We start from the raw sequence: 21,086 nt of genomic DNA on the forward strand, positions 1-21,086 counted from the left end.
TTTGTTTCGGCCTGATTTCTTAATCATGAGAAACTAAGAGTAAGGAAAGTTCGATTTAAAGTTGTATTTGATTTACTTTACAAGGAGACTTTTATCAAAAAATTAAACTGTTTTTTTGCTACACTCTTGTTCTCAGCAACTGTATTTAGTCACAACTCATTTGCTCATTCTGGAGGGACAGACTCTTATGGTTGTCATACCAATCATAGTACAGGTGTGTATCATTGTCATAATCCTAAGAAGAGTGATGAGATTAAGTCTAGGACAACAAGAGGCCCTGCGAGCGTAAATAAGGAAAAATCAAATAAAGAAAATAAAAATTCCAATGTGTTAAATTACGTAACTAAGAAATAGAATATAAAAATAATTCCGATCATTAGTGTCAGACACTCCCAAGCGACTTAAGTTTTAAAGGCGCATTCCGATTAATATTTAGCAGATGTTTTTTGTTTTAACCTTGGAAGCCATCATGAACAACACAATTCTAACCCTAGCATGCTTGATGCTTTTTGCTTCATGTTCAACTATGAATTCTAATGAAGAAAAAGGCCGTCTTCTTGCTTCAGATGAAGGTGATGTTCGAACTGAGGTTATCGCAAAAACAACGAAAGCAACCCTTAATGGGAAGAAGCTAGTAGAATGCAGCCTAATTCTTGAAGAGGTAAGAAAAGAAAATCAAGAAGTCACAAGAGAAATTAGCTTTCAAGTGATAGGAGAAAAAGAAGGCTTAGGAAGAGTTGAAGACACAATGTATCTTTATGAAATGAATGAAGCTGAGAAGGTCATTAAAATGGATCAATATAAAAGAAAGTTCGTCGCAAATAGCTTAACAGAAGAACAAAAGAAAAATGGCTACAGCTTTGAATCAAGTGCTAAAAAAATATCTTTTTCTAACGGTGATCGTTTTGGGGAAAGAGACAGTTTTGAAATTCAATTAGAAGAAGGGAACATCAATAGAGTTAAGAAATTAGAATACAAACGTGGAGCTTCTTCAGCTTTCCGTACTATCTTTGCAATACCTAAGATGATATTCGGTGGAGATTTAAACCATATAGACTTAAAATGTGTGTTTGAATAAAAAGAGGATAATTACTCATTCCATCCGATTTTTAGTAATTGAAATATTTCCTTCAGCACTTCTTTGGGCTTAGTTTCCTTCATCGCCCTATAAAATCCATCGAGCACAAATCTCGCAACCACTTCAGTTTGCACCTTCGAAAACTTTCCCTTGGTTTCTTTTTTGATAACCTCTGCGAGCACCTTTTCATGCCTCATCCACATCTGCCCCGCATACCTCGAAAGCTCCGGCGTCTCCTCAATCAACGCCATAAACGCCTTCGCATTCTTCCTATGACTGGCCGGCACCTCACTAATTCTTTCAATCCAGGCCTTCAGAAGAGCATCAAGAATCCCTTGTCCCTTCTTCCTATTTTTCACCGAATCCACCAGCCACTCTTCAATCTCAAAGTCCTCATCAAAAACCAGCATTTCCTTCGTCGGAAAGTACTTAAAGAGGGTAGGAATAGAAACTTCCGCCAGCTCCGCGATCTCAGCAGTCGTAACATTATAATAGCCCCTTTCTAAAAAGAGTTTCGTTGCCAGGTCAGATATGGCCTTTCTCGTTTTCTGCTTTTTTAGTTGTCTTAATCCCATTTATGTCTCCGTTTTTGTTATGTTAACTCAATTAAATATTTAAGTCACTTAAGTTTTTAGCCGATTTGTGATAAACTTCAGATATTAAATTCCACAGGAGGAATTAATGAATATAGTTATCATCGGCGGAGGCCTTGGCGGTTTGACTCTGGCCCGAGTCCTTTTAATCAACGGAATCAAATCAACAGTCTACGAAGCAGAAAGCTCATTAGGAGCGCGCTCTCCAGGTGGTCTTTTAGACATACACGACTACAACGGGCAATTGGCCCTTAAAGATTGCAACCTTTATGAAGAATTCTTAAAGCTCATCATTCCTGGAGCAGACGCTCATCGCATTTTGGATAAAGATGCCAACATTCTTCATGAAGACCAGGATAGGGGACATGGCACGCGCCCGGAAGTTTATAGAGGTGAGCTGCGCGAGATGCTGATTAACTCTCTTCCAAAAGAGTCTATCCAGTGGGGACATAAACTCTCGAGTGTTAAATCTTTTTCAAACGGAAAACATGAAGTCACTTTCACAAATGGAACCACTGTTGTCAGTGATCTCCTCATTGGCGCTGATGGGGCGTGGTCGAAAGTGAGATCACTTCTCACTGATGTTGCTCCAGCTTATGTCGGAACATCTTTTATTGAGCTCTACCTTTATGACATCGATAACAATCACAAATCTATCGCGAATGTCATTGGCAATGGAACCCTTATGGCATTGGCCCCTGGAAGAGGAATTCTTGGTCATAAAGAGACAAATGGAACATTTCATGCTTATGTGGCCATTAATCAATCGCAGGAGTGGATTTCGCAAATAGATTTATCTGACTCTAAAAGTGCAAACGCGCAAATTGCTCATGAATTTGAAGATTGGTCGAATGATCTAAAAGCAATTATTTTAGAGGGCAAAACCACACCTCATCCTCGAGGGATTTACGCTCTGCCTGTGGGGATCAGCTGGGAACGTGTACCAGGTGTGACCTTAATTGGTGATGCTGCTCATTTAATGTCTCCCTTTGCGGGAGAAGGGGCGAACCTTGCTCTTTATGATGGGGCGGAGCTTGGAAAGCATATTGTTAAGAATTTGGATAATATTGAAGCTGCCCTTAGTGATTTTGAGAAAGAGATGTTTTTAAGAAGTGCTCATTCAGCTGAGGAGTCTGACCGAAATTCAAAACTATTTTTTAATAATGAGTCCCCCCAGAGTGTCGTGAATTTGTTTTTAGGATATGCTGTTGAATTGCCGGAGTAGAATCTCAAACAAGTTTCCAAAGAATTATCTTCCTAAAGTCATCTTTTTTAAGGCCGAAAGAGTCTGAGAATAGGTGACTTTGGTGTATTTGTTTTGAAGTTGAGCAAAGATAGATTCAAAATCATCTCTTGTTGGAGTTTCTTTAATTTTTAAAAAGCTATCCACAAAATCTTCGACAACAATAAACATCATGCTAAGAGGCGCTATCGCGATACTGAGAGATTCTGGAAAACCAATGCCATTTTTTGAACCATGATGTTCTTTTAAGATAGTCCCAACTCCAGGTGGGATTTTGGGAAAACGTTCAATTATTTCTGCTGATTGAAGAGCATGGTTTAAAACAAGATTTTTGTCACTTCTAGAAAGTGATGAGTCTTCTAGCTCAGCATTTGAATGAATTTTCATCAGCTCACTGTCTCTTAAAGAGATGTCATGGAAGTAAGCAATATAAGTTAATTTTTCTTTTATTTGAGGGGTTTCCCATTCAAAGCTATCAACAAGCTTGTGCAGGATAAGACTAGAAAGATAAGTGTGAGCGTAGGCATAAGAATGCTTATTGGCCCTAAGCGAATGTAGAAAATCTAACAATGCATTATCTTCTTTAAGGCTAGATTCCATGGCCTTAACACTTTCTTCAAAAATGGCAATTGTATAAACATCAATGCCCAAAGTGTGGATGCGCTCGAGAGTAATTTCATAAGATTCAGCGCTCAGGCAAATGCGCTCTGGTTGACTTAACGAAGAGGAGTCGAGCTTTAGTAATAACTGGTCAGTAACGTAATTTACAAAATGAGGATAGTGCTCTTTTCTGATAAAGAATTCTTTTAGCCCGGCCTCTTTATACTTTTCAATGTCGCCCCGTTCAAACTGATCTGTTGAGTGTAGTCTCTTGATATATTGATAGTTTTCTCCATTTCTTACCCGAATATAAACATCGCAGCCCATACTGGTAGAATTGATGTTTAAAAAGTAATGAATACCAACGGGGATATAATCTGAAGTGACTCGGGAAGTGTGGAAGTTAACTTCCATCCCAATGATTTTTCCGGCAGACTGTATGACGTTTTCCCAAGAGTGATCTGTACTAATTGCCTGAGAGTTCTCATAAGGGCCAATCTTTTTTCCAATAATGAGCAAAGGGATTTCTGATTTGCTGTTTTTTAAATATTGGGCAATCTCATAAGCTGCTTGAGTATTGTCGATTTGATCCCTGCAGATTACGAGATCAATATTTGGTAAAATATCCAGAAGAGATATGGCATCTTCAGAAGAATCTTTTTCCACGACTTCGCATCCCAAATTTTTTATGAGATTCAACTTTAGAATTGATCGCAGAGATTCATCGTTTTCGATTAAAAGAATTTGTGACATGCCACTTTTATCGACTTTTTATTAAAAAAATAAATAGCTTTCATCTGGTCAAGATGTAAAAGAAAACGACGTTATACGTATTATTTGTTATATGTTCTAAATTACAACCGAGATCCCGAAAGATTCTCTTTTAGCATTTGAGAATTTTTTAACAGTTGATTAAAGAGATTTTTTTTTGTTTTTAAAATTTTATTCAGAATCGTCATATTAGAAGACCTATTAAAATTCCGTTTTTACTGTTTTCGTTTTCCAGGTTTTTCCAAAATCCAAGCTTTCTACATATAAGACCGAGTCATTTTTTAAAGTCTTTGGTGTGATGGAAAAAGAAATAGTACCTTTGTCACTGGCCTGAATATTCGATATAAAAATTTTCAAATTAGGGGATTCATTGTTTATGAGTGATGTATTCCAGTGAACAAATGACTGACAACCATTGAAAGAGACGTAGACCCCATCTTCCGTCACTGATGTAACCGTCGAATTCTCAAAGGCGTTAATGTATTTTTTAGCTTTCTCGGACAACTTCTGGTGATCGCACTTTATGCTGTCTGCGACATCACATTTAAATGCTAAAGAAGGAATCGTGCTCCAACCCTCTTCCACAAAAATAGATTTTTGCTCCTTAAAATTGGAAGTTTGATCCGACTTGCAAGCAATAGAATAGGCATCTCCTGAATAATGAAGAGGAAGATATTCATGGCGTGTAATTATCTTTATCTCTACCATCTTATTTTTTAAGAAAGTGGTTTCACCTAGTTTCTCATAGCGGGATCTACCATAACGATAAAAAATTATCGCAATGATGATTATTAGAGCGCCTAAAAGCTTGGTGATTGCCTTAAATGTCATGGAATTGGATTAAATATTTAAACATAATTTATGATAGCGCTTTAAGCTTTTTGTAGCAGTAGGCATATTGTATTTCCGAGTAGAAAAGTCAAGCTTTCAAACTAGTTAACAATAATTCCATCCATAAGCTGAATTTTTTTCTTTGCCCTCTCACCAAACTCTTTATCATGAGTCACGTACACAATCGTCGTGCCGTAATCTTTATTGAATCTTTCAAACAAATCTAAGATCACTTTTCCATTTGCGCTGTCAAGATTCCCGGTGGGCTCATCGGCAAATAGATATTTAGGCTGCATAATCAAAGCTCTCGCGATGGCCACTCTTTGTTGCTCTCCACCTGAGAGATTGGCCGGTAAGCGCTCAGCTTTATCAGAGAGTCCAATATGCGCAAGAAGCTCTCTGGCAAAAGATTCTTTTTGGTCTAATTGATTGGCCTTTCTTGCTGGTAAAAGAATGTTCTCAATAGCTGTGAGCTCATTTAATAAGTAATGAAACTGAAAAACAAAACCAATGTCTTTATTTCTTGTGGCATGGATTTTTTCAGCGTTCATCTTTTTGATGTCAATACCATCATAAAGAACGCTCCCATCAAAGCTGCGATCGAGTGTCGAGAGAATGTATAAAAGGGTTGATTTTCCAGAGCCGGATCTTCCCATCATAGAAACAAAGTCACCATCATTGATTCTAATGTCGATTCCCTTAATTATGGGCTCGCTTTCAGAAGAGAATCTTTTAAAAATAGAATGAGCTTCTATCACTATTGACCCCCAGACCTGATAATGTCCATCGGTTCTAGTTTTCCAGCGAGTCTCGCGGGCAATATAGAAGAGAAGACAGTTGCTCCAATGGCGATAGCGAAGGCCTTGACATAAATCATGTAATCAAAAGAAATGATCATCCTTCCTGAGCTTGTGCCAATTCTTCCAGGCTCTATTTGGATTTTTCCCATTAACCAACAAATGACGGCCCCTAAGACTAATCCGATCAATCCACCGACAATCCCCAGTAGTAATCCTTGATTAAAAAAGAGTTGGACGATATCAGAAGGAGTGAACCCCATGGATCTCAAGATTGCGACGTCTCTTCTTTTTTGTGTGACCAGGATCGAGAGGATGTTGTAGATACCAAAGCTTGCGACGACAATAATTGAGATTGTCATAGAGTTTCTGACGATGTCTTGAGTTTTAAAGACAGATAAAATGCTGGCGGAAGACTCTTGCCAGGAAAGGATTTTTTCTTTGGAAGAGCTCTTCCAGGTGTTGGCCTTTTCTTTAGCCTCTTCGGGGTTTAGGATTTTTACTGCAATGTCTGTAATCTCGCTTGGAGTGCCTCTAAGCTTTTGCGAGTCACTTAAAGAGGAGAAGGCCGTGCTTTCATCTATATTGCGTGATCCAGTCTCAAAGATACCGACAATTTTAAAAGGCTGTGGCGCCCCCTTTCCCGATGAAATGAGAATTGTTTCAGACAACCGACTTCCTAATTTTTCCAAGAGAATTTTACCAATAACGATGTGGTTGCCCGAGTTGCTAATATCAGTAAACTTTCCTGCAATCATGTACTGCTTAATGTTGCTCATTTTCTCTTGCTTAATAGGATCAGAACCTATCAAACGGCCGGATTGAGTGACACGATTGCGATTAAAAATAACGTTCAAATTAACTTGAGGAACAAAAAAGGTGACGTCCGGGTCATTGGTTAATTTATTAAACCATCCAATAGGGTACTCAATTTTTTCGGAGTCCTTTCGCCCGGAAGGAGCAATAGTCCAGAAGACGTGGGCAGCTTCGCTAAAGCTATTGAGTGATTCTTTGGTTAAAAGTTCTTCTCTGGCCGAGATTCGAATATGGGCGTCGTTATTAACAAGTTGATCCATGAGCTTGGTTTGAAATCCCAACATCATCCCAGAAATGGCCACGTACGCGGCCGTACCAATAACGATCCCCACCAGAATCAGGATGCTTTGTTTTTTCCTGCTGAATAAGTGTTTTAGGCTTAAAAACATCATGGGATAATGACTTCATCACTTAATTCAAGTTGAGGAGAGAGGATTTCGGTTTTTTCTAAATCGGTTAATCCGATTTTTACCGGGAGCTTTGTTTTTTTCCCATCACGCTTAATGATCAGGTTTCCATTGATGATGGCAGATGTCGGCACTAAAAGCGCATCTTTTTTTCTGGCAACTTCAATCGCCACATCGGCCGTCATTCCCGGTAAAACACCATCCGGCCATTCTTCTAACTCAACTTTCGCAATGAACTGATCCGAAGCCGTAAAAATGGAAGTGATTTTACCTGGTAGCTTTTTATTGCGAAAAAACTCAAAGCTAACTTCGGCGTTAAGGCCTGGTCGGATTCTCATGATTGCTTGCTGCTCTAATGAAACCGTTAGGTAAAGTTTTTTTAGATTGGCGACAGATAAAATGGTTGCTTGAGGAAAAATATTTTCTTTAATTGAAAAAGGGATATCGGTGACTCTTCCATTAAATGGTGAGTGGATGACTGCACCTTGATCTGTCTTTAGAAGTTTTTGTCCCTTCGATATGTCTTGCCCCTCACTAACATAATATTCAACCACTGAACTGGTGATAGCAACTTTAGCCGAAAAATTTTCTTCGGATTTAACTGTTCCCAGGCCGTAAACAGCTTCGACTATGTCTCCTCTGGTTGGGGCCATAGTTTCTTTTGCACAAGAGACAATGAAGAGAGAGAGGCATAATGTAATAACTATTTTCATTCGTTTTGAAATCCTTTCCAGTAGAGGCTTAGAACATAGTAGTACACTTTTAAGAGAATTTTTATGATTAATGTTTTCTTCTTGCAAGAAATGATCGTCTTTGGAGCATGTTAAGGTGCGGCGTAAGAGGCCCCCCATTCCCATTTTTTATGGCAGCTCTGGATTCTTTGCTCAATCAAGATCGTTGAGTCTTTTTTGCCTTCAAATATAACGCTTAAAGGGCAATAGATGTGCTAATTGCCTGAGATTACTGGTATTTTGATTCTTCCTAATGGGTCATAGATGTAATCGATCATTTAAAAAGTTGAATAGAAACTAGTATGGACTAGTCCAAAGATAACATAACCAAAAGAGGAGTTAAAAAATGGATAAGTATTTCTCGTCATTAAGTATAAAAAAACGCTTGGTGATTGGTTTTATCATTGTCCCTATTATTATGGTGGCCTTGAGTTTTATCGGTATTAGTGAAGTTAATAAAATTGATAAAGCCCTTTATAAGATAAATGAGATCACAAGCATTAAGCAGCGCTATGCCATCAACTTCCGCGGAAGTGTGCATGACCGCGCGATCAGCTTGCGAGACATTATCCTGAATAATGAAAAGAGTAAGATTCAGGTCTCTAAAGACGAGATTAAAAAATTAGAAGATTTCTACTCAGAGGCCAGCAAAAACATGAAGGCATTGGTTGCCAAGTACGGGCTCTCTGAAGAAGAGATGAAGCTTCTTCAGGCGATCAATACTATCGAAGAAAAGACAATTCCTGTGGTTTATAAAACGATCAAAGCAAAAGATGCTGATAAAAATGAAGAGGCCCTCTCTATCATGCTTAATGAAGCAAAGCCTTTATTTGTCGATTGGTTAAAATCGATCAATAACTTCATTGATCACCAGGAAAAGATTAACACCATTGATGCCAACACCGCTCGCAATGTTGCTAATGGATACCAACGCTTTATTATCATCCTGACAGTCATTTCTCTGCTTGTGGCCTTTGCCATTGGGTTCTTTGTGATTCGCTCTATCACTAGACCTCTTTATAAAGTCTCTGAAAAGATTGAGCAGTCTTCGACAAGTATATCAGAAGTATCAGAGTCGATTTCAGCGGATAGTAAGTCCTTATCGGAAGGGGCCATTTCTCAGGCATCTTCTCTTGAGCAAATCAGCTCATCTGCTGAGGAATTAAATAAAATCGTTGAGCACAATGTTGACCTAACAAACAACGCTTCAAAAATCGCGATTGAAAGCCGAGACAGCGCGAAAGAAGGAGAACTGGTTGTCAATAGCATGATGAATGCCATTAAAGAAATCGATAACAGCAACACTCAGATCATGAATCAAATTAATGAAAGCAATCAGCAGATGACAGAGATTATAAAAGTCATTCAGGAAATCGGAGATAAAACAAAGATCATCAATGATATCGTTTTTCAAACGAAGCTCCTTTCTTTTAATGCCTCTGTCGAGGCCGCAAGGGCCGGAGAGCATGGAAAAGGATTTGCTGTCGTCGCTGAGGAAGTGGGGAAACTTGCCCAAATGAGTGGTGAGGCGGCCAACGAGATTTCTAAGATGCTTATTAATTCAAGTCAAAAAGTAGAGGGCATCGTCAACAACACAAAAGAGAAAGTTTCTGGACTAATAGAAGTTGGAAAGCAGAAAGTAGAAACAGGAAATGAAGTTGCTACTCAGTGTGCACTTGTTCTTAAAGAGATCGTAGAAAAAGCAAACTCCGTTACCGATATGACTAAAGAAGTTTCGATCTCTTTTAATGAGCAAAAAGAGGGATTTTCTCAGATTGCCACTAGTATTATGGCCATGGATAAAATCACTCAGCAAAACTCTATGCTGGCCAAGGAAAATGCTTCAACCATCAATCAGCTCAACCAGCAGACAGTAGAAATGAAAAATGCTTATTCCGATCTATCTAGTTTATTAGGTAAAGCCTCTTAATAAGGCAAAACGATCATCAAGCCTATAGGTTCTCTATAGGTTTGATGGTCGATGTAAATAAAAGTGATACAAAAAGTCTTCTGTCGATAAATTGTCTAGTGTTTTTAAATACAACCTGAACGATAATTACAATATGAAAAAATTTAAGTTTTACCGCTCTCAGATTTTATTTATAGGTCTTACTACTGAAGAAAAGTACAGTATAGAGAGTGCTTTAAATAAATACAGCGTTTATTATCAGGAAACATTTCAGCAGGTCGAAAAAATTACGCCATATGATTTGATTTGCCTGCCGGAAGAAGAATTTCTTAAGAATGAAAAAACACTTATTGATTTAAAAAAGCCGATAATCACGATTGGCAAGAAAATCCTCCCAAGGACGCAAGGAGTTCTTTCTAGGCCAATATTTATCAGCCAATGTCTTGAGTTGCTTCAAAAAACACTCCCTGCAGTTAGCAGACCTTCTTTGGAAGGGCTTGATGTTGGGTCAATTGTTCGATCTAAAACGACACCGACATTTGGAAAAGGCATTGTGATTTCTTTACTCTCAGAGTTTGAAGTACTCGTTCGTTTTCCGAATTCTTCGTTAATTTCTAATAAAGATAAAGCGATCAGGTGTCATAGAGCTCACTTGCAAATTTTAGGGAATGTTCAAGAATTAACATAATTAACTTAGAGGGCAATCTTATGAAGAATGAATTTAAATTATTAAATGAAGCTGGATTAATAAGTGAAGAAGCACTGGAATTATTGAGACAAAAATCTACAGATGTATCATGTCAATGTCCGGGACATCTGTTGCATATTTATAAAAGCATCCAGGCTTTTACGGAGTATCAAAGAAATTGTATCAATGCGACCCCTCAGGACGAACAAATTCACAAGTGGCTTGAATCGACCAGCCTAAACCTGGAGCATGTTTTATCAAACACGATCATCACGCTGGCAAGGTTGGAAGGCATGATTGATGAGAATAATCAGATCCGTGAATAACCGGATCACCGGAATCCAAAAGAGGAGCACGAATACATTTATTATCTTAAAAGGCAGCTTGGTAACTCAAGATGCAAGGAGTGCGGCATCACCTTGAGCACCCTCTAGAGACATTTTATAGCGCATGTAAGGTTGTTGAAGGTTTTGAGTAAAGTTATAGATCTTTTCAGGAGTCATAACGATTTTGTTTTCATAGTCACTTTTTAAGACTGAAAAGACCTGATTCTTAACATCGGCCAGTAAAGCGTTTTGACGGTTGGCCTCGTCTTGGTTTGAAACAAGAGATGTGATCTTGTAATTGAAGCTAGAAATAGTTTGTGGGCATCTCAATTTAACTTCTTCACTTAAGCAGGCGTTGAATTCATTTTTTAGTTTTGAGAAATTAATGTACCCGCTAAGAGAAGAGTTAGTATCCGCTCTCTGGCTTAGACCATTAAACATCATATTTGCATCGTTAACCATCGACATCATATAGTTATTCGGAGGCGTATTCCCAGATGCAAGGACAAGGGAGAATTGAAGAGCTTCGCGAGTCTTTTGATTGAAATTGTTTAAGAGTTTTAGGCTTCCGTTAAAACCTTCAGCAAGGTAAATAATATTATCGAGCTTTTCTGTTGCCTTAAAATAGCAATCTTGATTGGCATGAGCTGAAAAAGAAAGTGCCGAGAAAAAAAGAGCGAAACAGGTCAATACTGGTTTCATATATAGTCCTTGAAAGTTTGCTTATTTCTATTGAAAATAGCTGAAAATGTCCAATAACGAAGGGTTTCGTTTGCTTGAGGAGCGGCTTTCTTAAACCCTCATCATCTAGTTTTTTGATTTCTTCTCTAGATTATCTAAGCGCGATTTCAGTAATTCAATTTCTTGATTTTTCAATTCATTTTCTTCTTTTAATGTAGCGATCTCTCTATGAAGTTTTGCGCTGTCATCTTGCCATTTAAGGAAGAATTCTTGTATCGCAGCGGTGGCAATAGAAACGATGTTTCCATAGTTCACTTGCTTGTAACCATTTGAATCGTTACGAACAACTTCTGGAATAACTTTCTCTACTTCTTGAGCAACATATCCAATTTGTCTTTCTTTTTTCTGATCTTTTTTCCAGTTGAAGTTCACGCTTCTTAACTTTAAAACATCTTCAAGGGGAGAGGTTAGGTTGGTGATATTTTCTTTTAGTCTCTCATCTGAAGAGCAGCTTGTTCCGTTCCATGTAATTGAACAACCTGCACCACCTGCTCCAGTTGAGACGAAGTTAGCGATTGATCCACTCGTTGCAGTCGTGCTCACTGTAAATCTCGATGTTGTAACTGGAGTTGTTCCAATGGCCACATTCCCAAGGTAATCAATGGTTAATCTTTTTGATCCAGTGGTAACGAGACTCAGATTAGGATTGTTCGCATAACTAGTTGTAGATTCAAGCATGATCCCACCACTTTTTTGAGATTCACCAGTGCTAGATTCGTTACTCAGTTTGAAAAGAAATCCTAGCTGTCTAGTATTTGCAGTTGCTCCTGTTCCAGAGTGTCTCATAACCATGACGTCGCTATACGTCTGCCAGGTATTATTACCGGTATTGATATCTACTTTTGGATAGGCACCAGCAAAGACCCCAGAGCCAGCAATAAGTGGAGTCACAGAGCTTGTTCCTAGTGTTAAAACACCATTATTCATTGAAACTTTTTTTCTGATTGTAAAGGCCGAAGCTGTCGCTGCCAGCAACATTCCAGAATGGACGGTTAAACTAGTATCACTTGCGATGGCCGTAACGATTTTTTCATCGCCATTTCCAGTAAAAAGTATCAAATCACCGACCGCAACCTCTGACAAAAATGCCGTTCCTGTCCCTGTTACAGTTGGCACAATTACCGAATAGAAAATAGGATTGATCATACAATAAGAAAAATGGAGCTTAAATAAAGAATTTTTAGAGTACGGTCTAAGCATTGTAAACCTCTCAAAATGATTATCTTCCTCTAAAATACTTCTATGGAAGACGCTCTCTTTAAAATACACCTGGCCACCAGCTGGTTTATGACTGGATTGATTTGGTTAATTCAAATTGTTCATTACCCCCTGTTCACTAAGGTTTGTGAGGAGCGTTTTAAGGAATACCACTCTTTTCATACTCGTAACATTACTTTCATTGTTGCCCCGGTAATGTTGGTGGAGCTTGCTAGTTTTCTCGGCCTTATTTTTCTAAAAAATTCAGAGTCACTAAATTTAGTTTTTATAGGTTTTCTTTTCTTTGTTATTTGGGCGACGACGATTTTTCTGTCAGTTCCGGCCCACGAGAGGCTCAGTGCGGGATTGGACCATAAGGCCTGTAAACAATTGGTGATCTCCAACTGGCTGCGAGTCGGGGCCTGGAGTTTAAAATCAATTTATTTATTACTTCAGAGCTGATTTTTTTGTCGTTTTATTAACTCAATAAATTTTTGCAGCTTTGCCGGCTTAAGCCTGGATTGCGGGTAAATTAAGTAAACGGGAAGGCTTGCCGCTTGCCAATCTTTGCATAGCTGCACGAGACGACCTTCACGAAGATCTTTTTCAACAATCCATTTTGAGAGCACTCCGATCCCCAGGCCCATTAGGGCAGCTTCTCTCATTGCAAATAGGTTGTCAGAGATAAAGCGAGGATGGATCTTTAGAGTTATTTCCTCATTAGTCTTTGAATGAAAGAGATTAATTCTATCCAGGTAATGAGTCTTAAATGATAACCAAGGTGTATTTTGCAATTCAGATGGGCGAAAGAGCTTCTTCTTATTATCCATTAAGTCTGGCGAAGCGACGATGATTCTTGATAGCTCAAAAATTTTTACAGCAATTAAGCTCGGGTCATCGATGTTGCCAACTTTTATGGCACAGTCAAGGTTCTCGGAAATGAAGTCAGGTGATTTATCACTCAGGATCCATTCGATATCAACCTGTGGGTGATTTTTTAGGTAGCTAGATAAAACATCATTAAATTTTCCAATTCCCAATGCCTGAGGAACTTGAACCCGAAGGATTCCTTTTGGCAAAGTCTTTGCGCCGGTCATTTCGGCCTCTATCACATTCCAACGCTCGACTATGTCTTTTGCATGATAATAGAATCGGCGCCCTTCTTCAGTCATCTGCATCTGATGAGTTGTTCGCTGGATAAGTTTTAACCCCAGGCTTTCTTCGAGGGCCTTTAGTCTTCGACTAATTGTCGGTTGAGTGGTTTTTAGTGAAAGAGCAGCAGAGCTGAGATTTTTTGAATCCACTATTCTAATGAATGTTCTCATTAATTCCAGTCGGTCAAAGCTTGGCGTGAGTGTATTTGTCATACGTAAAGCGTATAGGTGTTCTACGTTGCTGTCTACTACCAAGAGGTATGGAAGGGAAGTATAATACCAAGTGTGTATAAACAAGGGGAAAAGATGAAATTTTTAATCATGGTTTTATGCTTGAGCTCTTCTGTTTCTTTTGCAGATAGTAAAAATAATTTTACGACCACGGAAGTTCAGCTAACCCAGGAAGGGGCAGCGCAAGTGGCAAAGCAAGTTCAATTGGCAGCACAGAAGTTGAGTAAAAATGTCACCGTAGCAGTCGTGGGAAGTCAAGGAGAGACTATTTTACTTCTAAAAGGTGATGGGGTCGGACCTCATAACACTGAGGCCGCAAGAAGAAAGGCCTACACGTCTTTATCGACTAAGACTCCCACACTATTGCTCTTGCGTAATGTAAAAAACAATCCCGACACTGTGAATTTGGCGGAGCTACCAGAGTTACTTTTATTAAGTGGAGGCTATCCTCTTTGGAAAAATGGCTCTGTCGTCGGAGCTGTTGGAATCGCAGGTGGAGGCAGTCCGGAAAATGATGATCTTATTGCGAGTCAGGCAGGAGTCCCTCTTGCTGGAATCTCGACAACGAAATAATAAACTTTCACAAGGAGTAGTCATGTCTCGTTTTTATTTATCACTTGTTATGTTGCTCTCACTTTTTAGTTTCTCTTCTTTTGCTGAAGGTATCTCCACTCACATCCTGGATTTATCTTCTGGTGTAGGAGGTAAAGATGTCCCGGTTATTTTAGAAATGGCCAATAAAAAAGGGGCTTGGTCTCAAGTGGCTTCAGGAGTTACAGATGGCAACGGACGAATCAAATCATTTGGGGAGTCTTTTAAAGCGCGTGCGGGAAAATATAAACTAGTCTTTGACATGACAAAATACTCGGGGAGTAAAGCTGACCCATTCTTTCCTGAGATTAGTGTTGTCTTCAATGTTACGGACGAAAACCTCCATTACCACGTGCCTGTTGTTGTGAGTCCCTACGGCTACAGTACGTATAGAGGAAATTAATTAAGCCATGCTCTTTTGACAATGATTTCATCGAAAACTATTATTCCATTAGATCACATTGTTAATGATGTGATCTAATGGAGCTAACAATAGTAATGAAAATCTATAAAGCAACAAGGCTTTCTCTTTCTGAAGCCGAGATTCTTGATTCAAATGAAAGGCAGATCGCTCGCATCTTTTGGCCAAAAGTAGGTGTTTGGAAGACTAAAAATGCGCCTTTATCAGAGGCCATGGGGGATCGGTGGCAGTCGCATCCAATGATTGAAATAGGTGATAAGAAGTTTATGGCCTATCGTAAGCTTTTAACTGACAACTTCCTGGTCAATGAGTTCGAAATTGCTCTTGGTGACAATACTGAGCAAATGAAAATCGTAGCAGATTTAAAAGGATCAAAAAGAAAAATCATCATTCGCTATGAAGATGGGGAGTATCAACTTCTCAGTGAGAGCTTTTTTAGGTTTCACTTTAAATTGTTTAAAGGTGAAACTCAAATTTGCCAAATGAGGGATGAGACTCCTTTTTTTACTTTTTCAAGCCGTCGAGAGTTTGTGGTTACTTCCGATAAAGGGCTTGATCCCATCTTGTTATCATTTTCATTTTTTCTAGCGCACAATTCGTTCTTTTAAGCTCTAGAGAGAAACAATCCCTTTAAACCCGCCCATGATCATACGTTTCTCATCCATTTTCGTATCCATCATCACTTTCATTGTCGCTGGATCTTTTTGAAACGATTTGAAAACTTTTTCACGGTGAGCTTTTGATTTAAACTCGGCCATCGCAATGATAATCACTTCGCCTGTTTTAACTTTAATAACTTGTGGAAATAGATCTTTAGTCGCGTTTTTATCGTCAGCAACGAAGTCACTGCTTGAAAGAGCGCCATGCTTAAGAAGAAGCTTCCCAATTTTGGTTGTCGTCTTCTTGTAGTTAGCAAGATACTTTTTATTGATAGGGAACATGCAAACGTCAATGTACTTGGCCATAATTACCTTCCTTATTGTTTAATCAACATTCGAAGTTGAAATTGTTTCATTGAAAAATAAACGCTTTTCTTTAAACGGCACTAAACTCCATGTCGGCCACTTTGGTAAATCGTCCGTAAGCTTGGCATTCGGATTCCCAAAATGAATGAAGTTTTTAAAATAGACACTCATTTCTTTTCTGAGCTTCTCGCGAGAAGATTTATTTTCCTCATTCCAGGCAAAGTTCGCAAAACTCTTTTCTTCTGTCGTAAAGTTTCCCAAATAAAAAATGGCATCTAGTCCATGAAGAGCACCTAAGGCCTTATCCCATGGAGCGGGCAAACGATCCCAGTTAAAATGATAACGATAAATTTCTTTATTGTAGACTCTTAGAGAGTTAAGGATTGAGTCTTGAGTGGCGTGAAGAGAGGCACTTCCTGAATTTACCAGGAGTTTATATTGCCCTTCACTAATACTAATTAAGTCTTCAAAACGAACCGGCATGTCTGGATTGAGCATATGAGTAAACAATTCTGCCGTATCCATTTTACTAAAACTTAAAAGCCCAACAGCTGAAAACTCGTCTTTAGTTGCTCCAACAATCATCGGAACATGGTTATACATTCCCAGAGTCAGGTCAATCCATCCACCGCTTGGAAGAACAACTCCATCAGAGTAGTGCTGAAAGGGGACAACGCCTGTGTTTGCTTTAGCAATCATTTCTGCTGGGACAAGTTGTAAAAACTTTCTTACCCATTCAGGAGATTTATCTTTTAAGAATTCTTCTCCATCTGAAGCGTATCCCATTTGCTCGATAAGCTTATACATAACTAAACTAGCTTTCGCCGTCCCAACGCTTGTTGGGTATGTATTGGGTAGACCTGCTGAACAGATGGCCTTGTGAAATAAATCTTTAGCAAGAGGAGACTGAATCAGACCCCAAACATTCATACAACCAGCAGACTGTCCGGCAATTGTGATGTTGTTGGCATCGGCACCTAAGGCCTCAGCATTATTTTTTACCCAGTTTAGCGCCTGGATTAAATCTAGAGTTGTAAAGTTTCCTGAACTATCAAGGGGATTGTCGGTTTGCAGGAGTGGGTGATAAAAAGCGCCGAAGTGTCCAAGTCGATAATTAACAGATACATAAATGGCATCGTTTGTACTTGCGAAGTATGCTCCATCATAATTTGGATCAGTCGTTGTTCCTTTATCGTTACTTCCACCGTGAATCCAGAAAAAGACTGGTCTTTTTTCCGTTGTCTTTTTTTGTGGCTTCCAGATGTTTAAGAATAAACAATCTTCGCTTCCAATCACTTTGCCTAGTTCATCAGGGCTTGTGACAGAAAAGACGTTTCCAATTTGCATACAAGATGAGCCGAACTTTTTGGCATTGTAAGCAAAGATTCTTCTTTCGGCAGGTCTTGGGGCCTTAAATCTTAAGCTTCCAGTGGGCGCTTTAGCGTATGGGACGCCTTTAAAGGAAATAGTTTGGTTCTTGTCTAGAAGGCCGACAACTTTACCTTCTGTCGATTGAAATGATTCTGTTGCCAAAGTAGAAAAGGAAATAAGTAGGGAAGTAAGGATAATAGCAGGTTTTTTCATAGTCTCTCCGAGTATGAATTAGGCTAACGTCCGGGTGACCTTTTGTCGAGTATTTAGCTTTCGTGCCACTTATATAGGGCATTATAAAATTTTATGTATGCTGAGATTTATAATTATTCTATCTAACAAACATAACATTTCTTCATGCTCACTCCTCGTAATATCAATACTTGGCGACATTAAAAAAAATTAATTATTAAGATAACTAAAAATTTTTAGTGAGGTTCATAATGAATTATGCAGAGGCATTAAAGACAAGGCTTCTTAAGACTGGAGAGGAAAATGAGATTAAGTATAAAGTTAAAAGTTATCGGGACGGCAGCAATCGCGGTCGTCTTGTGCCTTCTCATTAGTTTATACGCCAATTGGAAGTCTAAAGAAAATATCGCAGTTTTCCAGCATATAACGACGGTTAATCTCCCTAACATTCAAGTTTTAGCAGATATGGAAAAATCGGGGATCCTGCTTGAGGCCGTCGCTAACATGCTCATAGGTTCACAGTACTCAGCAGATTCATATAAAGAGGCCTCAGAGCAGTATGAAAAGGCCATTAAGCTCTATAGTGAGAATGCTAAAAAGTATGAATCCTTGCCGTTTGTGCCAGGTGAAGAGGCCGTGTGGGAAAAGTTTCAATCTGAATTCTGGCAAGAGTATGCACAAAACGTCAAAAAGATTATCGATCTATCGGGAACAGGGAAGGCCAGTGACATTACAGCCAGAGATGATTTCGCCAAAGAAAGTTGGAAAAAAATAGTCGAAAGAAGAGATAAGGAATTCGATAGTCTGATGGCATTTCAGGAAAATGAAATTAGTTCAAAGTCCGGTCACGCTATTGAAGAGGCGAACCTGTTGTCATGGTTGGTTCCTTTAATACTGGTTGTGGCCGGAGCCATTAGTATATTTCTTGCTTATCTTCTAGGGGCCCAAATTGCCAAGGCCTTACTAACAATTACCCATAAGGTTAAGAATTCAAGTGAGTTGGTTGAGAATTCCTCAACTCAAATTGCTGCTTCTTCAGAGCAACTTTCTCAGGCCAACGTAGAGCAGGCAGCCTCTCTTCAGGAAACATCATCCTCTATTGAGGAGATTAATTCCATGATCTCTGCCAATACTGAAAATGCCCGAAAATCTTCTGACCTGTCGGAAAAGAGCTTGTTAACGGCAGAAAAAGGTAAAAAGAAAGTTGATCAAATGATTGTTGCGATTGATGCGATTAATACCAGTAATAATGAAATCGTTAAGCAGATTGATGAAACCAATGCAGAAATTGAAAACATCGTTAAGATCATCAGCGACATTGGAAATAAAACAAAAGTCATTAACGACATTGTTTTTCAGACAAAACTTTTATCTTTTAATGCTTCTGTTGAAGCGGCCCGAGCAGGTGAGCAAGGTAAAGGGTTCTCTGTTGTTGCGGAAGAGGTTGGGAATCTCGCCGCAATGAGTGGAGCCGCCGCTTTAGAGATCACAAAAATGCTTGAAACAAGTACAAAATCAGTAGAAAGCATCGTGAAAAACTCCAAAGAGAAAATTGGTAAGCTCATCGTTAACGGTCAAGAAAAAGTAGAGACCGGAACACAGGTTGCTAATGAATGTGGAGAGGTGCTCGAAGAAATCGTTCAATCAGTTTCAACTGTGTCGAAAATGATCGGAGAAATTTCGACAGCAACCCAAGAGCAGGCCCAAGGGGTTCAGGAGATTACAAAAGCTGTGGCCCAATTGGATCAAGTGACTCAGGAGAATTCTTCTACGTCTGCACAAGCGGCCAATTCAGCAGATGAGCTCTCTCAGCAGGCCCAGATCTTAAGTCAATTAGTGAGTGATTTATTAGTCAATGTTGAAGGCAGGGAAGATAAAGTGGCCAATCTCGAAAAAGTAAACCATAACGTTACCCCAATTACAAAAAAAGCACCTGCTATGAAATCTCTCAGAGTGAGTAATGGTTTCCCTTCCGCAAGTGACGGCAGATTTACTGATGTCTAATTTTAGTAATTAGGCACTATGGAGACTCTAGGTTCAAAGGAAAGTTTGTAGTCTTTATTGATCTTTTTAATAATCCCTTCATACGAAAGTTGCGAGAGGGATTCCTGGATGGCCTTTTTGACTGAGTCATTCTTGTATTTTAAAGAAAAGGCAAAATAGCCTTGCATAAAGCTAAAAGGTTTTTTTGTTTTGATGAAATGATCCTTATTTTCTTTTTGCTCTAAGGCATCTTCAGCGTTTCTTTCATTGGCAAGGAGTAGATCGGCCCTCCCAAGGGCAAGCATCCTAAAAGCTGTTTCAATGTCATTGGCCTCGACGATGGTTAGTTTGTCTTTGATTTCATCAAATTTGATTCCATACACCCAACCTTTAATCGTTAGAATCCTTTTTGTTTTTAAAAGATCAAGACTCTCATTCCATGCAAAAGGTTTATCTTTAGTGGTGTAGAAAACCATATGATCTGTGTAAAAAGGAGTCGAGGCGAAGTCCATTTGTTTTTCACGCTCAGGAGTGCGATAAGGCCCGATAAGAATGTCGGCCCTGCCTGTTGAGATTAAGTATTGAGCACGATTCCATGGGTAAATGGCGTATTCAATTTGAAGATTTTTTTTAGCTGCAACTTTCTTTAGTAAATCGACTGCAACACCATGAAAGGCCCCAGCGGCATCAGTTTCAAAAATTTTGTTGAAATGAGTTCCAACAACTTTGACTTTTTCAGCACGGGCCGGCGTTGCAATGAACAATGTTACAACAAAGAGAAATAATCTGTACATTCGATGTCCCGGCATTGACGCATTGTAAATTAATAGTATTTACAAGTATCATAGCAGAGATTGTAATGGATAGAACAAAATTTTAACAAAAAGTTGTATTGCATACTGGCTATCAAAATCTCAGGGACACTTATATTCTTATTCATGAGAAAATTAACGGGAGATTTCTATGGCAAACCCTAAAAACCTTATTTGCTTAATGTATGACAAAGGAGCTGAAGAAGCGGCCCATTTTTATGCGAAAGTATTCCCTGATAGTAGCGTCGGAGCCGTTCACCGCGCGCCGACTGATTACCCAATGGGAAAGGCAGGTGATGTTTTAACTGTAGAATTCACAGTTTTAGGGATTCCATGCATCGGTGTAAATGGTGGGACATATTTTAAGCATAGCGAAGCTTTCTCATTTCAAATCGCGACAGATTCTCAAGAAGAAACTGATCGTTATTGGAACGCGATTGTTGAAAATGGGGGGCAAGAAAGCCAATGCGGTTGGTGCAAAGATCGTTATGGTATTTCTTGGCAAATCACTCCGCGCACTTTGACGGAAGCGATGGCGCGTGGAGGTGCTGAAGCACAACGTGCTTTTACGGCGATGATGAGTATGAAAAAAATTGATGTCGCGAAAATTGATGCCGCCAGAAAAGGATAAGATCAAT

Annotated in this window: 23 protein-coding genes and 1 pseudogene; 12 read left to right on the forward strand and 12 right to left on the reverse strand. The window is 39.1% G+C overall.

Annotated elements, in window-relative coordinates; all coding sequences use genetic code 11:
* Positions 1-126: 126 nt before the first annotated feature.
* A pseudogene (locus C0V70_RS19335) lies at positions 127-240 on the forward strand (YHYH domain-containing protein); the annotation flags it as partial.
* A gap of 229 nt (positions 241-469) precedes the next feature.
* Positions 470-1,078 (forward strand): hypothetical protein, encoded by a 609-nt coding sequence (locus tag C0V70_RS04295; RefSeq protein ID WP_133566711.1) that lies wholly within the window; start codon positions 470-472, stop codon positions 1,076-1,078.
* A gap of 11 nt (positions 1,079-1,089) precedes the next feature.
* Here the strand turns inward: C0V70_RS04295 and C0V70_RS04300 are convergent, their stop codons facing one another.
* Positions 1,090-1,653, reverse strand: a complete 564-nt coding sequence (locus C0V70_RS04300) for a TetR/AcrR family transcriptional regulator (RefSeq protein ID WP_102242639.1) — start codon at positions 1,651-1,653, stop codon at positions 1,090-1,092.
* Between the two features lie 106 nt (positions 1,654-1,759).
* Here C0V70_RS04300 and C0V70_RS04305 point away from each other — a divergent pair, with 106 nt between their 5' ends.
* Positions 1,760-2,896: an FAD-dependent oxidoreductase gene (locus tag C0V70_RS04305; protein ID WP_102242640.1), complete on the forward strand. Its 1,137-nt coding sequence runs from the start codon at positions 1,760-1,762 to the stop codon at positions 2,894-2,896.
* Positions 2,897-2,920: 24 nt separating this feature from the next.
* On the opposite strand, the gene C0V70_RS04310 is transcribed toward C0V70_RS04305, so the two are convergent.
* The 5 genes from C0V70_RS04310 to C0V70_RS04330 all read right to left on the reverse strand — a co-directional run bounded on the left by C0V70_RS04310 (position 2,921) and on the right by C0V70_RS04330 (position 7,849).
* On the reverse strand, positions 2,921-4,267 hold the full coding sequence (locus C0V70_RS04310; protein ID WP_102242641.1) for a hypothetical protein: 1,347 nt from the start codon (positions 4,265-4,267) through the stop codon (positions 2,921-2,923).
* A gap of 219 nt (positions 4,268-4,486) precedes the next feature.
* Positions 4,487-5,116 carry a hypothetical protein gene (locus C0V70_RS04315; protein ID WP_102242642.1) on the reverse strand — a complete coding sequence of 210 codons (630 nt, stop codon included), beginning with the start codon at positions 5,114-5,116 and terminating at the stop codon, positions 4,487-4,489.
* Positions 5,117-5,217: 101 nt separating this feature from the next.
* A complete protein-coding gene (locus tag C0V70_RS04320; RefSeq protein WP_208107784.1) occupies positions 5,218-5,874 on the reverse strand; it encodes an ABC transporter ATP-binding protein in 657 nt (218 codons plus the stop codon).
* Positions 5,874-7,121, reverse strand: coding sequence for an ABC transporter permease (locus tag C0V70_RS04325; RefSeq protein WP_102242643.1), 1,248 nt, complete (start codon positions 7,119-7,121; stop codon positions 5,874-5,876). The genes C0V70_RS04320 and C0V70_RS04325 overlap by 1 nt, the downstream gene beginning before the upstream one ends.
* The gene (locus tag C0V70_RS04330) at positions 7,118-7,849 is read right to left on the reverse strand and encodes an efflux RND transporter periplasmic adaptor subunit (protein WP_158649559.1); all 732 of its coding nucleotides are present in this window, start codon (positions 7,847-7,849) and stop codon (positions 7,118-7,120) included. The genes C0V70_RS04325 and C0V70_RS04330 overlap by 4 nt, the downstream gene beginning before the upstream one ends.
* Positions 7,850-8,213: 364 nt before the next feature.
* On the opposite strand from C0V70_RS04330, the gene C0V70_RS04335 reads away from it, so the two are divergent.
* The 3 genes from C0V70_RS04335 to C0V70_RS04345 all read left to right on the forward strand — a co-directional run bounded on the left by C0V70_RS04335 (position 8,214) and on the right by C0V70_RS04345 (position 10,790).
* Complete coding sequence (locus C0V70_RS04335) at positions 8,214-9,797, forward strand: methyl-accepting chemotaxis protein (RefSeq protein WP_102242645.1); 1,584 nt, start codon at positions 8,214-8,216, stop codon at positions 9,795-9,797.
* Positions 9,798-9,930: 133 nt separating this feature from the next.
* Positions 9,931-10,464 carry a hypothetical protein gene (locus C0V70_RS04340; protein ID WP_102242646.1) on the forward strand — a complete coding sequence of 178 codons (534 nt, stop codon included), beginning with the start codon at positions 9,931-9,933 and terminating at the stop codon, positions 10,462-10,464.
* A gap of 20 nt (positions 10,465-10,484) precedes the next feature.
* Complete coding sequence (locus tag C0V70_RS04345; RefSeq protein ID WP_102242647.1) at positions 10,485-10,790, forward strand: hypothetical protein; 306 nt, start codon at positions 10,485-10,487, stop codon at positions 10,788-10,790.
* A gap of 66 nt (positions 10,791-10,856) precedes the next feature.
* Here C0V70_RS04345 and C0V70_RS04350 read toward each other — a convergent pair whose 3' ends face one another.
* Together C0V70_RS04350 and C0V70_RS04355 are read right to left on the reverse strand one after the other, a co-directional pair.
* The gene (locus tag C0V70_RS04350) at positions 10,857-11,492 is read right to left on the reverse strand and encodes a hypothetical protein (protein ID WP_102242648.1); all 636 of its coding nucleotides are present in this window, start codon (positions 11,490-11,492) and stop codon (positions 10,857-10,859) included.
* Positions 11,493-11,597: 105 nt separating this feature from the next.
* Positions 11,598-12,677: a tail fiber domain-containing protein gene (locus tag C0V70_RS04355; RefSeq protein WP_158649560.1), complete on the reverse strand. Its 1,080-nt coding sequence runs from the start codon at positions 12,675-12,677 to the stop codon at positions 11,598-11,600.
* 96 nt (positions 12,678-12,773) lie between these two features.
* Between C0V70_RS04355 and C0V70_RS04360 the strand changes: the two genes are divergently transcribed.
* Positions 12,774-13,190, forward strand: coding sequence for a hypothetical protein (locus tag C0V70_RS04360; protein ID WP_102242650.1), 417 nt, complete (start codon positions 12,774-12,776; stop codon positions 13,188-13,190).
* Here C0V70_RS04360 and C0V70_RS04365 read toward each other — a convergent pair.
* Positions 13,181-14,095, reverse strand: a complete 915-nt coding sequence (locus tag C0V70_RS04365) for a LysR family transcriptional regulator (RefSeq protein ID WP_102242651.1) — start codon at positions 14,093-14,095, stop codon at positions 13,181-13,183. The two genes, C0V70_RS04360 and C0V70_RS04365, sit on opposite strands and share 10 nt — an antisense overlap.
* Positions 14,096-14,188: 93 nt before the next feature.
* Between C0V70_RS04365 and C0V70_RS04370 the strand changes: the two genes are divergently transcribed.
* The 3 genes from C0V70_RS04370 (at position 14,189) to C0V70_RS04380 (ending at position 15,733) form a co-directional block, all read left to right on the forward strand.
* Positions 14,189-14,686 (forward strand): GlcG/HbpS family heme-binding protein, encoded by a 498-nt coding sequence (locus tag C0V70_RS04370; protein WP_102242652.1) that lies wholly within the window; start codon positions 14,189-14,191, stop codon positions 14,684-14,686.
* 22 nt (positions 14,687-14,708) lie between these two features.
* Complete coding sequence (gene uraH / locus C0V70_RS04375; protein WP_102242653.1) at positions 14,709-15,107, forward strand: hydroxyisourate hydrolase; 399 nt, start codon at positions 14,709-14,711, stop codon at positions 15,105-15,107.
* Positions 15,108-15,202: 95 nt separating this feature from the next.
* Complete coding sequence (locus tag C0V70_RS04380; protein ID WP_102242654.1) at positions 15,203-15,733, forward strand: hypothetical protein; 531 nt, start codon at positions 15,203-15,205, stop codon at positions 15,731-15,733.
* Between the two features lie 3 nt (positions 15,734-15,736).
* Here C0V70_RS04380 and C0V70_RS04385 read toward each other — a convergent pair whose 3' ends face one another.
* On the reverse strand, positions 15,737-16,090 hold the full coding sequence (locus C0V70_RS04385) for a DUF1428 domain-containing protein (RefSeq protein WP_102242655.1): 354 nt from the start codon (positions 16,088-16,090) through the stop codon (positions 15,737-15,739).
* A gap of 18 nt (positions 16,091-16,108) precedes the next feature.
* On the reverse strand, positions 16,109-17,674 hold the full coding sequence (locus tag C0V70_RS04390) for a carboxylesterase/lipase family protein (RefSeq protein WP_102242656.1): 1,566 nt from the start codon (positions 17,672-17,674) through the stop codon (positions 16,109-16,111).
* Positions 17,675-17,956: 282 nt separating this feature from the next.
* Here C0V70_RS04390 and C0V70_RS04395 point away from each other — a divergent pair, with 282 nt between their 5' ends.
* A complete protein-coding gene (locus tag C0V70_RS04395; RefSeq protein ID WP_102242657.1) occupies positions 17,957-19,657 on the forward strand; it encodes a methyl-accepting chemotaxis protein in 1,701 nt (566 codons plus the stop codon).
* Between the two features lie 2 nt (positions 19,658-19,659).
* Here C0V70_RS04395 and C0V70_RS04400 read toward each other — a convergent pair whose 3' ends face one another.
* Positions 19,660-20,430 carry a substrate-binding periplasmic protein gene (locus C0V70_RS04400; protein ID WP_158649561.1) on the reverse strand — a complete coding sequence of 257 codons (771 nt, stop codon included), beginning with the start codon at positions 20,428-20,430 and terminating at the stop codon, positions 19,660-19,662.
* Positions 20,431-20,599: 169 nt separating this feature from the next.
* On the opposite strand from C0V70_RS04400, the gene C0V70_RS04405 reads away from it, so the two are divergent.
* A complete protein-coding gene (locus tag C0V70_RS04405) occupies positions 20,600-21,079 on the forward strand; it encodes a VOC family protein (RefSeq protein WP_102242659.1) in 480 nt (159 codons plus the stop codon).
* Positions 21,080-21,086 lie beyond the last annotated feature (7 nt).

This window comes from Bacteriovorax stolpii, from assembly GCF_002872415.1.
Classification (GTDB): domain Bacteria; phylum Bdellovibrionota; class Bacteriovoracia; order Bacteriovoracales; family Bacteriovoracaceae; genus Bacteriovorax; species Bacteriovorax stolpii.